The organism is Anaerolineales bacterium (assembly GCA_003105035.1).
Taxonomy (GTDB): domain Bacteria; phylum Chloroflexota; class Anaerolineae; order Anaerolineales; family UBA4823; genus FEB-25.
On record PQAL01000035.1, the window covers coordinates 1 to 12,508 of the forward strand.

Consider the following 12,508-nt stretch of genomic DNA (forward strand, 5'->3'; position numbering starts at 1 on the left):
TCTTCCATCATCCTGTGGGGACCACCCGGTTCAGGCAAGACCACCCTGGCGATGGTCATCGCCAACCTGACCAAGTCACATTTTGATACGTTATCGGCAGTTCTGGCAGGCAAAGCTGAGCTTAAGGAAGTACTGGGAGCTGCCACAGAACGCCGTAAGCTTTACCAGAAAAGGACCATCCTGTTCGTAGATGAGGTGCACCGCTGGAATAAGGCTCAGCAGGATGCACTCCTTCCGCATGTGGAAAACGGCGCGGTGACGTTCATCGGGGCTACTACCGAAAATCCATACTTCGAAGTGATTGGCGCGTTGGTATCTCGCTCGCGCGTCTTCCAACTGCGCCCATTAGGGGATGCTGATGTCCACTTGCTGCTTGAGCGCGCCATCCAGGACGTGGAACGCGGCTATGGCAGTCGCAAGATCGAAGCGGACGATGACGCCCTCGAGCACATCATCCATGTGGCTGGGGGCGATGCCCGCAATGCCCTGAACGCCCTTGAGCTGGCAGTAGAGTCCACTCCACCCAATGAGCAGGGTGTCATCCATCTCACCCTTGGCGTTGCCCAGGATTCGATCCAGCGTCGCGCCGTCCTGTATGATAAGGATGGGGATGCCCACTATGACACGATATCAGCCTTCATCAAGTCGGTGCGCGGCTCCGATCCTGATGCCGCTCTGTATTGGCTGGCAAAGATGCTGTATGCCGGTGAAGATCCGCGTTTTATCTTGCGCAGGTTGATCATTCTTTCTGGCGAAGATATTGGCCTGGGAGATCCGTTGGGGCTGGTCGTCGCCAGCGCTGCAGCTCAGGCTTTCGACTATATCGGCATGCCTGAAGGCGTTTACCCCATTGTTGAAGCTACGCTTTACCTTGCTACTGCGCCTAAATCAAACACGGCCACCTCGTATTTCAAGGCCTTCCAATTGATCGAGCAGGAAGGTACCGGTGATGTGCCTCAGCACCTGCAGGACAGCAACCGTGATGCAGTAGCCTTGGGCCATGGCAAGGATTATCGGTACCCGCATGAATCCCCTGAGCATTTCCTCCCGCAGCAGTACCTGCCTAGATCTGTCTTAGGGACCTATTTCTATACACCCTCCAGCCAGGGGTATGAGGCAGAAGTGGCTGAACGGCTGCAACGCTGGCGCCTGGCCCAGCGCAAAGCTTTAGGCATCACCAAGACCGAAGAAATCCCCGACCTGACTCAGGATACCATCCTGGAGATCAAGCACAAGCACAAACCAACCTAAAGGCTGTTTATGACTATTTTCCTGCTCATCCGTCACGGCGAGACTGATTACAACAAGAAATGGCATCTGCCTGGACGCATCCCCGACGTGCACCTCAATAAAAGAGGCTGCCAGCAAGCCCAGGCTTTAGCTGACCATCTCTCAACGGCACCCATCAAGGCAATTTATTCCAGCCCGCTCGACCGCACCCTCGAAACTGCCGGACCGCTGGCAAAACTACTCAATCTTGAGGTAATCCCAATGGTGGGGTTGCTGGAGACAGATTGTGGGGAGTGGCAGGGCTTATCGGTGAAAAAGCTACGCAGGCTGAAGGTCTGGCAGGAAGTTCAACATCACCCCTCATTGTTTACTTTTCCAGGTGGTGAATCAGTGCGCGAGTGCCAGCAACGCATGGTGCAGGCCATAGAATCCCTGCGGTTGATCCATTCGCCCGATGATGTGGTGGCGTGTTTCAGCCATGCCGACCCCCTCAAGCAGGTCATCGCCTATTATCTCGGCTTAGGATTGGATAACTTCCAACGCCTGAGCATCACACCTGGCTCTGTCTCTGCTTTGAGCATCACTGGCAACAGCAGCCAGCTGATGTCATTGAACTATAATCCATCATTCTCTTGGGAAGCCTTACAGCCATCCAATCTAAATAAATCAGCCGCTAACGCCAGGTCTAAATGATCGCAGCTTCAAATGGCGGGGAAATAATTGGTATACTACACTTATGACTTCTATTGATATCGATCTCCACCCGGTTGACCATATCTCCATTGACGCCCTCGGCCAGCCAGGGAAACGCGTCTTCTACATCCAGGGTTGGCAGGGTGAGCGCACGGTCACCCTAATCATTGAAAAATTGCAGCTGCAGACACTGGCAGTGGGAATTGAGCAGTTTCTTGCAGAAGTCCAGGACAAAGCCTCCAGTTTACGAGAGGCTTCGGCGGAGTATGACGAGGAGCAGATGCACATCCACCCCCCGGTTGACCCCTTATTCCGGGTGGGTGAGTTTGGCCTGGGTTATGACGCCGAGAATGACTTGATGGTGTTGGTGGCGCATGAATTGCTGCCGGAAGGAACACCTCCAGAAGAAGTTGGTGTGGTGCGATTTTGGTGCACGCGCGACCAGCTGCGCGCCCTGGCGCGTTGGGGCATTGAAGTAGCCTCACGCGGCAGGCCGATCTGTCCACAGTGCGGCGAGCCAATGAACCCCGAAGGACATTTCTGCCCCAAGAAAAACGGCCATAAGCATTAATCAACGACAAACACCCTAATCTTTTGCCGATTGCGTCCGCATCAGCCTGGTATATAAATGCCAGAGATAGCTACTCCACAAATCCTAAACCTGCTACAGATTGGCGAGATCATCATCAAAGGTGAATTCGTCTGGGGCTCAAATTATACATTTCTGGCAGAGGTCAACCAACAGGGTGATATGATCCAATGTGTATACAAACCCAGCCGTGGGGAACGCCCGCTGTGGGATTTTCCTCCCTCCAGCCTGGCACGGCGTGAAGCTGCAGCTTTCCTGGTGAGTGAGGCCTTAGGCTGGGAGTTAGTGCCACCCACAGTTTATCGCCGAAAGGCTCCTATTGGCCCAGGTTCACTGCAGCTGTATATTGAGCATGATCCCGAAATCAATTACTTTAACCTCAGCGGAGCTGACCGGCAACGCCTGCGCCCGGTAGTTCTATTCGACTTATTAATCAACAATGCTGACCGCAAAGGCAGCCACCTGCTTTTTGATGATCAGCATCACTTATGGCTGATTGACCATGGAATTTGCTTCCATGCCGAGAATAAACTACGCACGGTGATTTGGGATTTTGTCGGTGAACCCATCCCCGAAAAATTGCTGGATGACCTGCGTTGCTTTAGGCAGGTACTAATGCCTGGAACTGATTTGATCAAAAACCTGCAAACCCTCCTTTCCACACAGGAAATCAAAGCGCTGGCGAAGCGTACCGAGCAACTACTTTCAAGCCGTCAGTTCCCGAGACCCGATCCTGACGAACGTTCATTCCCCTGGCCGTTGGTATAACCCTATGACACATTACAACTTAGCATTGATCGGATTTGGCAACGTGGGGCAGGCATTCCTGAGCCTGCTGCAACAGAAAAAAGACCTGCTAATGGATGAGTATGGGCTCAGCTTCACGGTGACTGCCATCGCTACCGGGCGCCATGGTATGGCAATCAACCGGCAGGGGATGGACCCTGATCGCGCTATCCAGCTCATCTCTCAAGGAAGCTCCATTAACTCACTATCAAACCAGACTGCACCGATAGATACATTAGAACTGATCAGAAGTTGTAGGGCAGATGTGTTATTCGAGAACACGCCGGTTAATTACGAAACAGGGCAACCTGCTCTTACTTACTTGGGTGCTGCATTGGAAAATGGCATGCACGCTATCACCGCCAACAAAGGCCCGGTTGTGCACGGCTACGAGGAGTTGACCCATCTGGCTAAGCAACATGACCGTAAGTTCTATTTTGAATCTGCTGTGATGGATGGAGCTCCCATTTTTTCCCTGTTTCGCGGCAGCCTGCCCGCCCTCGACCTGAAAGCCTTTTTAGGTATCCTGAATTCCACCACCAACCTGGTGCTCACCCGCATGGAAGCCGGTGACAGCTTCGCTGGATCCGTGGCCTATGCGCAATCCATCGGGCTGGCTGAGAGCGATCCTACCGGCGATATTGACGGATGGGATGCAGCCGTAAAAGTTTCAGCCTTGGTCACGGTATTGATGGGTATCCCGCTCAAGCTGGCTCAGATTGACCGTACGGGTATTCGTGGGCTTACCGCGAATGATATCCAACAGGCTCAAGCCCAGGGAAAGCGCTGGAAGCTGGTTTGTAATGCTCGGCGTGAAGGCGAGACGGTCATAGCCAGGGTTAAGCCCGAGCTGGTCGGACCTGATTCACCTTTATACGGCGTAACCGGTACCTCCAGCATTGTCACCTTCGAGACGGATGTCCTCCCACAGCTATCCATTGTGGAAGGCAACCCAGGGCCGGAAACTACCGCATACGGTTTGCTGGCAGATTTTATCAACGCCACGCGCTAGGTTTTCTAATCGATAACAATGGAGGGGAACAGCTATGTTTTACGGTATATACACGCCTAATTTTGGAGCAGAAACCACGCCACGTCTGCTGGCTGAGTTGGCTGCTGAAGCGGAAGAGGCGGGTTGGGATGGTTTCTTTCTGTGGGACCATATCGTCTACAGCCGCAAGCAGCTGCTGCCGCTATACGACCCATGGGTTACCCTGGCAGGCATTGCATGCCATACCGAGCATTTACGCTTTGGCACGACCGTCACTCCCCTAGCCCGCCGTCGCCCTTGGAAGCTGGCTCGCGAAACGGTCACCCTCGACCATCTTTCTGGCGGGCGGCTGATCCTTAGCGTGGGCATCGGTGACCCAGACGAAGATGATTACGGCACTTTTGGTGAGTCAACCGACCGCAAGGTGCGGGCCGCTATGCTGGATGAGGGCTTAGAGATCCTGGATGGCTTATGGAGTGGCAAGCCCTTTGCCTTTCAGGGAGAGCATTATCAGCTAAAAAAAGTCACCTTCTTGCCCACGCCTGTCCAAAAACCACGCATCCCAATCTGGGTGGGCGGGTTTTGGCCGCATAAACGGCCATTCCGTCGCGCAGCCCGCTGGGATGGAACATTCCCCCTAAATTCAGGTGGGCCGTATACGCCTCCACCAGATACCCTGCGTGAGATCCGTGCATATATCGATAAGCATCGTCAAAGCCAGGCACCTTTCGACATGGTCATTATGGGCACCACACCCGGCAATGATTTAAAGGCCGGCCAGAAGAAAATAGCTGGATATACCGGAACGGGCCTTACCTGGTGGCTTGAAAGCCTTTACCGCTGGCGCAACTCGATCGAAAGCATGCGCCAGCGTATCCGCCAGGGCCCACCCCGCATCGACTGACTCTCGTAGGCATCAATGGAGGAAGGCTTTACCATGATCACTGGGCATTTCAATGCTGGAATCGCGGCGTTAATCCGCTCTCCCAAGACCGGACAGTACTTGCTCCTGCGCCGAGCTGCAGATAAAGATTACGCTGCTGGGGTTTGGGAATGCGTCACCGGGCGAGTTGACCAGGGAGAAGGATTTGAAGATGCCTTGTACAGGGAAGTACAGGAAGAACTTGGGGTTACAATAAAAGCCGATTATATCCTCGGTACCACCCATTTCTACCGCGGTGTTCCCACACCAAAGAACGAGCTGGTGGGCGTGGTTTTCCTCTGTTCACTGGATGAATCCCAATCCATTTCAATCAGCAGGGAACATTCCGAATTCCGCTGGCTTTCTGCAAGCCAGGCCTTCGAGCTGCTTTCATCGTCTGACCCGACCACGCAATGGGCACGCCGGGTGATCGAGCGAGCTGAAAAAGTACGTGCTCTGTTGCTAGATGAGCTTCTGGCTTTTCAGCGGGAATCAGGGTTTGAGTTTGGTTAGGGGTGTGTAAAATATCAGGATAGCCTGTGCTTGAACAGGAAAGATTCGGCAGCCTGTTCTTCTGTCGCCTCAATATACATCCGCTTGATGGTTTCTTCGAGCAGGGTCGCCATCCGCAGACGCTCCTGATGGGCATCATTATGCGTATTGTAAAATACTGCCCGACTGACCCTGACCACCCCGGATTCTTGGATCATCACCGGGTAAAAAGGCAAGCAATCACCAGTCTGTTGGTAATACAGCTCACCCAGGCGTAAAAAGCCGCGTTTGAATCGAGTGATTCCGGTAAGTGGGTTGGGTTCCGCTTTGGGGTTCTCTGGCGCGACCAGTAAATACTTACCTTGTTTCAACAGAGATATGCTCGTTTGGAACATTGCTTCCTGCTCTGAGCGATCTTCCGGCACTGGGATGCACCCCACTGATAGAAGCAATGGCGTAGATAGCATACAAATGGTCTGGGAGATGGTTTCACTAAGCGGAGGCCCAATATGCAAGACTTTTTCCACAAAATCTTGGCGAACATTTTCCGGGCCTTTAACCTTATCAACTGTGGCTCCATCGACCCATGGGTATAAGCGCATCGGTAGCGCGATACATAAGCCTACCGGCCCAATCGCCCCCATGTGGTTGGAGACGATAACGCCTGCTCCATCCTTTAGATTCTCTTCCCCAATGAGCACACCATCCCACATAAAGGCTTGAAGGATGCTGAGAATGAGATGGTAAGCCGTGTCACTAAGCACTTAGTCACTCCTGCAGATCATTCTCGGATATCAGGAAAATCATAAAATAATGGCTTGGCTGATACCGATAACGATATCACATTAATGAAATATTTGAGATTCGAATCAAACGATTTCCTTAATCGCCTCGCTGAAGTATTTACCAGCAGGCTCCGGTCGACTTTAATCCGCCCAACTTTACGTAGCTTCAGGGTCAGCCAGTAATCCACACTGAGGTTGATATGCGAATCAATGCCTCCCATGTGTGCCAATGCCTCTCGCCTGACCGCCATATTATTGCCTGGCATTGCACTGTTCAAATACAGGATGAGCTGAAAAATATTGTTTACTATCGGCGGTACATCATAAAAGGACAGTTTTCCACCTACCCCAACGATATCTGCTGATATTGTAAAAGAGGATAGGATCTTCTCGGCCCAATTAGGTGGTACCCGGCAGTCGGCATCGGTAAAGGCGATAAATTCAGTGTCACTGACCTCCACTCCTTTACGGATGGCATGCACATAGCCTTTTCGTAACTCCTTTTCAATTCTCACTCCTTTTTGAGTGACAATTCGGTTAGTTAAATCACTAGAGTTATTATCGATAACAATGATCTCGTACAGGTTTTTATCCAGCGTTTGATTAATGAGGCTATCAAGGCAGCTTGCGATCAGCGCTTGTTCATTGTAAACTGGCACAATAATCGTCAATTTTTTGTCCACTTGTCCCTCCATTTTCTGACGAAAGCAACCATCGGTTACTTAATTTTTATTATAGTCTAGCTGCATCTGAGCAGCGTATAATTGTTATTAATGTTCGCTAAACAATCACTCATCATAAGGAAATCTGGTGTGGGGTAAATAACAAAAAGCTATGAACATACCAAATTTGGAACATGTACACCTCCCAACAAATGGGATTCGCCTGCACATCGTGCAGAGCGGCTCGCGTTATGGCCCGCTGGTGATCCTACTGCACGGCTTCCCAGAATTCTGGTACGGCTGGCGGCACCAGATTCAGCCCCTGGCTGATGCCGGGTTTCGAGTCTGGGTGCCAGATCAGCGTGGCTACAACCTCAGCGATAAACCCACTGGAGTTGCAGCTTACCGGTTGGATGAGCTCGCAGCAGATGTGGCAGGCCTGATCGATGCTGCTGGTACTGATCAGTGTTACCTCGTTGGGCATGATTGGGGCGCCGCTGTTGCCTGGTGGGTGTCATTGAAGTATCCAGAAAGGGTGAAGAAAGTCGCCATTCTGAACGTACCCCACCCAGCTGTGATGATGCAGACCCTCACCCATAGCCTGGATCAATTACGCCGTAGCTGGTATATGTTCTTTTTCCAGATTCCCTTTCTTCCGGAAGCGATCCTGCGGAACGACGATTGCCAAGCTATGGTCCAGATGCTGCATACCACAAGCAGCCCTGGTTCCTTCACCGAGCAGGATTTCGATAAATACTTGCAAGCCTGGTGGCGTAAAGGTACCCTCACCAGTATGCTGAACTGGTATCGGGCTGCTTTCCAGATGCCCCCCCGCTTAGCTGGTAACCAGCGGATTAAGCTGCCAACGCTCATCTTGTGGGGCGCACAAGACATAGCACTAAGCCGTCAGATGGCTAAACCCAGCCTGGAGCTATGTGACCAAGGCCGGCTTGTGTTCTTTGAGAACGCCAGCCATTGGGTCCAGCATGATGCCTCATCGTCGGTCAATCAATATTTGATCGACTTTTTCTCAGCCGCTTAGAAATGACCAGCGACGCCCCAGAGCCTGCCCTAACTTACCTCCAGCTGCGCGAAAAGGTGCTAAGCGTAAACCCGGCGGAGCTTGGTCTGGCACAATCACCAACCTCCTCACACGTCTGGGGTGTGCTGATGGAGACAGGTTATGCGGTGGGCTCAGCTACCCTGGTTTGTCTGGTAGACGGTACGACCAGCCTATATTTGAGCACTGGCGGTGGCTTGCTGGGGAAACCCGGCTCTGCCCCGCTGGTTGAGGCTTCCAAAGGGCTGGTCGCAGAAGCCGAAGCTTGTTTGCAGCTCACCTCCCCTGCGGAAGAGATCCCCCTTCCGGAAGCGGGTCAGGTCAGGTTCACCTTGCTCACCTATGCAGGCAAGCGGACGATTGTGGCTGCTGAAGATAGGTTATCAGCTGTTGATCAGCCACTAGGCCCACTGTATCAGGCAGGGCGCCATACATTGTTCCAGCTACACTCACTCACAGGGCAAAAGCATCCCCAGAGTTAACCATGGACGAATTTGACGTTGTAACCGGAGCTTTTGGTTTTTCCGGTAGATATATCACTCGCCGTTTGTTGCAAGTAGAACAAGGCCAATCCGCTGAGGATATCATCCGCGATGCTATCGGACCTGAGACCTATACTTACCGCGAGCTGGTGCACACGATCGGAACCATCATCGGCAAAAATCGTCCCATCATTTCTGTATCCCCCCAAGTGGGTTATTGGGCGGGTTGGCTGATTGGCAGGCTGATGGGCGATATGCTGATTACGCGCGATGAGATAGTTGGCTTGATGCAGGACTTGCTCTACACCACCTCTCCACCCATCGGCGAAACGCGGCTCACAGAATGGGCTCGGAACCACGCCTCCACCTTGGGGTTGCATTATCAGAACGAGATCCACAGGAGGCTACATCGAGAAGCATCATACACTGATTAATAGTCTCCCGAGGGACAATGAGCAGAGTTCCTAGGGATAGCTAATATTGCTGATATAAGGAATCTCCACTATTGAACACAGATACTGCATTTGAAATCGATATTCGTCCAATCGACATTAACGAACGCCCCATCCTGCGTAATTTGATGGAGCTGTACCAGTATGATTTCAGCGAGTTTGACAGTGCTGATCTCAGCCCGATGGGTATATATGACTACCCCTACCTGGACCATTACTGGACCGAGCCTGATCGTTCGCCTTTCCTGGTGCGGGTGAACAATATGCTGGCCGGTTTTGTGCTGGTGTCACGTTACAACTACTTCACTGGTGACAAGGACTCCTGGGTGTTGTCTGAATTCTTTATTATGCGAAAATACCGCCATAAAGGTGTGGGGGAGTTCGTCGCAGGTCAAATATTTGACAGATTTTCGGGTGACTGGCAGGTAAGCCAGATTCCCGAAAACGCTGAAGCGACTGCGTTCTGGCGTAAGGTCATCAGGCGTTATACGCATGGTAATTTCCGGGAATACAATCTGGATAATGAGCACTGGCGTGGTCCAATTCAAACATTCTCCTCACCGGCCACAAAACGTGATACTTTGCCAGGGGACTAAACAGGGTAAAATTCGGGATATTTTGTAATCAATCGACGAGGCATGCAATAGTCTTATGAGAAAACCTCTTATCGGGCTTACTACATCTCGCTTTCATAAACGTTCACAGCGGACTGTGATTGGCGTAAATGAACCTTACACCCGCGCCCTGGCGGGTGCAGGAGCCATTCCCATGCTGCTGCCGGTACATCTCACCAGTGATGACCTGGATGCATTATTACCGCAGCTGGATGGCATCCTTTTTACGGGTGGGTATGATGTTGACCCACGCCGGTATGGCAATGCGCCACACCCGAAGGTGGAAGGCATCGATATCGAACGGGACGAGATGGAGGTCCACCTAGTCCAAGCGTCGGTGGTAAAAAACAAGCCGATACTCGGCATCTGTCGCGGCTGCCAGGTGATCAATGTTGCCTTGGGCGGAACGCTATATGAAGACCTGTCCGACCAATTTCGGGGTGATGTTGCCCACGACCGTCATGACAAGCCTCGCGATTATCTCGCCCATGTGGTAGATGTAAAAGCGGAGAGCCTCTTAGTAAACATACTTGCAAGCTCGCACGCCCAGGTAAACAGCTTGCATCACCAGGGTGTGCACCGGCTGGCGCAGGAACTACAGGTAACTGCCACTGCCCCTGACGAGCTGGTGGAAGCGTTTGAAATTCCTGGCCATACTTTTTGCCTGGCTGTGCAATGGCACCCCGAAGAGCTCCAGGCACACGAGCCAATGCGCAGGATATTCGAGGCGTTCGCCGAAGCCTGTCGAGCGAACATCTCTGGACTGGAAGGGTAAAGGATGTGAGTGTAAAGCAGCGATTTCGAGCGGTGATTAAAGACGCCGGAGATGGTGGCGCGTATGTTAGCATTCCATTCGATGTGGAAGCCACCTATGGTAAGAAACGCGTAAAGATCATCGCCTCTATCGAAGGCGAGCTTTACAGGGGCACCCTGGTGCGTATGGGCACACCACAGCATGTCTTGATCATCCTGAAGGAGATTCGCCAGAAAATCGGCAAATCTTTTGGAGATATGGTGACGATCGAACTGGAAGAGGATACTGAACCGCGCGTTGTTGAAGTCCCGCCAGAGCTTCAGCAAGCTTTGCTTGACCACCCTCCGGCGCAGGAACAGTTCAACAAGCTTTCCTACACCCATCAGAAGGAGTATGTCCGCTGGGTTAGCGAAGCCAAGCGGGAAGATACCCGCCAGAAACGCATCGTTCAAACGGTAGAAACGCTCATTAAGGATAGCAGTGAACATTAGCCCCATCCATCCGATTGGTATCTTCGATTCAGGCATCGGGGGCCTGACAGTTTTGCAGGCGATCCACCAGCTGATGCCGGATGAACCCCTGCTCTACCTGGCCGACCAGGCACACGTCCCCTATGGGCCACGCCAGATGGATGAAGTGCGCCGCTTCTCCGAAGCCATCACCCGCTTCCTGATTGACCAGGGAGCCAGGCTGATCGTGGTGGCGTGCAACACAGCCTCGGCGGCAGCACTGAAGCACCTGCGGACGACCTTTCCGGAAATTCCTTTTGTGGGTATGGAACCCGCCGTAAAACCGGCTGCCGAGCATACCAAAAGCGGGATTGTGGGCGTTCTGGCTACCCCTGCAACCTTCCAGGGTGAGCTGTACGCTTCGGTAGTTGAGCGGTTCGGTCAAGGAGTGAGACTGCTTCAAAACACCTGCCCGGGATTGGTGGCACAGATCGAAACGGGTGCATTTGACTCCCCGGACACTCGAAAAATACTCGAGAAAGCCCTTCGGCCGATGCTGGCCCAGGGGATCGATACGATCGTGCTGGGTTGCACGCACTATCCATTCGTTATACCGGTTATCCAGGAGATCGTGGGGCTAGGGGTGCGGGTGATCGACCCGGCACCAGCGGTTGCACGACAGGTTCAGCGCCTGCTGGTGGCCAGTGACCTGATGGAGATGGGACGCGGGCTGCAGGAACAGATCACACCTTTCCCATTACACATGATGCGCTTCTGCACCACTGGAAAGTCATCTGACTTTGAGAAGCTGCTGAAGAACCTGCTGGGTGAAATCACCCTGTCGGAGAAGCTGATCTGGAACCAGGGGAGGTTGGTGGAGGGGTGAGGGGGGCAGGAGCGAGCCCAGCATAGCGATGGCCGTTTGGGATGGGGGAGAATTGAATTTAAAAAAACAAATCGAGACAATTATTGACGCAGAACGTGAACCTGTGCTATGAATGGTCTGGGAGTGATGCGATCACCGGCCGAGAGGAAGGAAAGGGTAAAATAACGAGAGGTTGATGGAAAGGAGTTGAAAGGGGGTGGTTGACCTGGATCAGGCATACAGAGTATTATAAATATCTCATAGGAGCAGAGATGATTAGCTTAGAATCTCTGAGCAAGTGATTACTCCGAGTAAACCGAAAAAGCAGGTTATTGGAATAAACCCAGAACAGATTGCCACGTCGGGCTCCATATGATGCAGCACACCAAGGATGCGGGGGTGAGTTGTGCCTGATCAATGTAATTACTCACCGATCTTTTTCTATATTCCGTCATTGCAAACTTCCCATATCAATACCGCTCGATTGCCATCCTGGTCATAATTGACTAATTATGGCTGAAGGAGATTGCTTCCGGGACTTCAGAGATGCTATTACCCAGAGATTCGCAGTGCGTCCCGTCGCAATGACAACATCCGGTGAGTAATTACTGGTCTATTACAGCACATATGTTCTACTTTACAAGGAGTTTAGGGGAACTAGTGAATATTTTAAGGTTGTGAG

16 protein-coding genes are annotated in these 12,508 nt (G+C 52.2%); 14 read left to right on the forward strand and 2 right to left on the reverse strand.

Annotated features, from left to right (window positions below):
- From C3F13_14590 to C3F13_14620, 7 genes are all read left to right on the forward strand, one after another.
- Positions 1-1,251, forward strand: a 1,251-nt coding sequence (locus C3F13_14590; GenBank protein PWB51087.1) for an AAA family ATPase, incomplete at its 5' end; no start/stop codon positions are given.
- A gap of 9 nt (positions 1,252-1,260) precedes the next feature.
- On the forward strand, positions 1,261-1,923 hold the full coding sequence (locus C3F13_14595) for a phosphoglycerate mutase (protein PWB51088.1): 663 nt from the start codon (positions 1,261-1,263) through the stop codon (positions 1,921-1,923).
- Positions 1,924-1,966: 43 nt separating this feature from the next.
- Complete coding sequence (locus tag C3F13_14600; GenBank protein PWB51089.1) at positions 1,967-2,494, forward strand: DUF3090 domain-containing protein; 528 nt, start codon at positions 1,967-1,969, stop codon at positions 2,492-2,494.
- A gap of 57 nt (positions 2,495-2,551) precedes the next feature.
- A complete protein-coding gene (locus C3F13_14605) occupies positions 2,552-3,280 on the forward strand; it encodes a hypothetical protein (protein ID PWB51090.1) in 729 nt (242 codons plus the stop codon).
- A gap of 4 nt (positions 3,281-3,284) precedes the next feature.
- The gene (locus C3F13_14610; protein PWB51091.1) at positions 3,285-4,310 is read left to right on the forward strand and encodes a homoserine dehydrogenase; all 1,026 of its coding nucleotides are present in this window, start codon (positions 3,285-3,287) and stop codon (positions 4,308-4,310) included.
- A gap of 34 nt (positions 4,311-4,344) precedes the next feature.
- Positions 4,345-5,193 carry an LLM class flavin-dependent oxidoreductase gene (locus C3F13_14615; GenBank protein ID PWB51092.1) on the forward strand — a complete coding sequence of 283 codons (849 nt, stop codon included), beginning with the start codon at positions 4,345-4,347 and terminating at the stop codon, positions 5,191-5,193.
- A gap of 15 nt (positions 5,194-5,208) precedes the next feature.
- Positions 5,209-5,724 carry a hypothetical protein gene (locus C3F13_14620; protein PWB51093.1) on the forward strand — a complete coding sequence of 172 codons (516 nt, stop codon included), beginning with the start codon at positions 5,209-5,211 and terminating at the stop codon, positions 5,722-5,724.
- 14 nt (positions 5,725-5,738) lie between these two features.
- Here C3F13_14620 and C3F13_14625 read toward each other — a convergent pair whose 3' ends face one another.
- Together C3F13_14625 and C3F13_14630 are read right to left on the reverse strand one after the other, a co-directional pair.
- The gene (locus C3F13_14625; GenBank protein PWB51094.1) at positions 5,739-6,467 is read right to left on the reverse strand and encodes a hypothetical protein; all 729 of its coding nucleotides are present in this window, start codon (positions 6,465-6,467) and stop codon (positions 5,739-5,741) included.
- Positions 6,468-6,484: 17 nt separating this feature from the next.
- Positions 6,485-7,183 carry a hypothetical protein gene (locus C3F13_14630; GenBank protein ID PWB51095.1) on the reverse strand — a complete coding sequence of 233 codons (699 nt, stop codon included), beginning with the start codon at positions 7,181-7,183 and terminating at the stop codon, positions 6,485-6,487.
- 139 nt (positions 7,184-7,322) lie between these two features.
- Here C3F13_14630 and C3F13_14635 point away from each other — a divergent pair, with 139 nt between their 5' ends.
- From C3F13_14635 to murI, 7 genes are all read left to right on the forward strand, one after another.
- Positions 7,323-8,192 carry an alpha/beta hydrolase gene (locus C3F13_14635; protein PWB51096.1) on the forward strand — a complete coding sequence of 290 codons (870 nt, stop codon included), beginning with the start codon at positions 7,323-7,325 and terminating at the stop codon, positions 8,190-8,192.
- 2 nt (positions 8,193-8,194) lie between these two features.
- A complete protein-coding gene (locus C3F13_14640; protein PWB51097.1) occupies positions 8,195-8,692 on the forward strand; it encodes a hypothetical protein in 498 nt (165 codons plus the stop codon).
- A gap of 2 nt (positions 8,693-8,694) precedes the next feature.
- A complete protein-coding gene (locus C3F13_14645; GenBank protein ID PWB51098.1) occupies positions 8,695-9,126 on the forward strand; it encodes a hypothetical protein in 432 nt (143 codons plus the stop codon).
- 146 nt (positions 9,127-9,272) lie between these two features.
- Complete coding sequence (locus C3F13_14650) at positions 9,273-9,740, forward strand: GNAT family N-acetyltransferase (protein ID PWB51163.1); 468 nt, start codon at positions 9,273-9,275, stop codon at positions 9,738-9,740.
- Between the two features lie 55 nt (positions 9,741-9,795).
- Positions 9,796-10,533: a hypothetical protein gene (locus C3F13_14655; protein ID PWB51099.1), complete on the forward strand. Its 738-nt coding sequence runs from the start codon at positions 9,796-9,798 to the stop codon at positions 10,531-10,533.
- Entirely contained in the window at positions 10,434-11,003 is a 570-nt protein-coding gene (locus C3F13_14660; GenBank protein PWB51100.1) for a hypothetical protein, read from the forward strand. Before C3F13_14655 ends, C3F13_14660 begins: the two co-directional genes overlap by 100 nt.
- A gap of 13 nt (positions 11,004-11,016) precedes the next feature.
- Complete coding sequence (gene murI, locus C3F13_14665; GenBank protein PWB51164.1) at positions 11,017-11,847, forward strand: glutamate racemase; 831 nt, start codon at positions 11,017-11,019, stop codon at positions 11,845-11,847.
- Positions 11,848-12,508 lie beyond the last annotated feature (661 nt).

Excerpts from the sequence above, each read along its gene's own strand:
- C3F13_14595 (PWB51088.1), top strand. The coding sequence starts at position 1,261 with ATGACTATTTTCCTGCTCATCCGTCACGGCGAGACTGATTACAACAAG.
- C3F13_14600 (PWB51089.1), top strand. The coding sequence starts at position 1,967 with ATGACTTCTATTGATATCGATCTCCACCCGGTTGACCATATCTCCATT.
- C3F13_14605 (PWB51090.1), top strand. The coding sequence starts at position 2,552 with ATGCCAGAGATAGCTACTCCACAAATCCTAAACCTGCTACAGATTGGC.
- C3F13_14610 (PWB51091.1), top strand. The coding sequence starts at position 3,285 with ATGACACATTACAACTTAGCATTGATCGGATTTGGCAACGTGGGGCAG.
- C3F13_14615 (PWB51092.1), top strand. The coding sequence starts at position 4,345 with ATGTTTTACGGTATATACACGCCTAATTTTGGAGCAGAAACCACGCCA.
- C3F13_14620 (PWB51093.1), top strand. The coding sequence starts at position 5,209 with ATGGAGGAAGGCTTTACCATGATCACTGGGCATTTCAATGCTGGAATC.
- C3F13_14630 (PWB51095.1), bottom strand. The coding sequence starts at position 7,183 with ATGGAGGGACAAGTGGACAAAAAATTGACGATTATTGTGCCAGTTTAC.
- C3F13_14635 (PWB51096.1), top strand. The coding sequence starts at position 7,323 with ATGAACATACCAAATTTGGAACATGTACACCTCCCAACAAATGGGATT.
- C3F13_14640 (PWB51097.1), top strand. The coding sequence starts at position 8,195 with ATGACCAGCGACGCCCCAGAGCCTGCCCTAACTTACCTCCAGCTGCGC.
- C3F13_14645 (PWB51098.1), top strand. The coding sequence starts at position 8,695 with ATGGACGAATTTGACGTTGTAACCGGAGCTTTTGGTTTTTCCGGTAGA.
- C3F13_14650 (PWB51163.1), top strand. The coding sequence starts at position 9,273 with ATGGAGCTGTACCAGTATGATTTCAGCGAGTTTGACAGTGCTGATCTC.
- C3F13_14655 (PWB51099.1), top strand. The coding sequence starts at position 9,796 with ATGAGAAAACCTCTTATCGGGCTTACTACATCTCGCTTTCATAAACGT.
- C3F13_14660 (PWB51100.1), top strand. The coding sequence starts at position 10,434 with ATGGCACCCCGAAGAGCTCCAGGCACACGAGCCAATGCGCAGGATATT.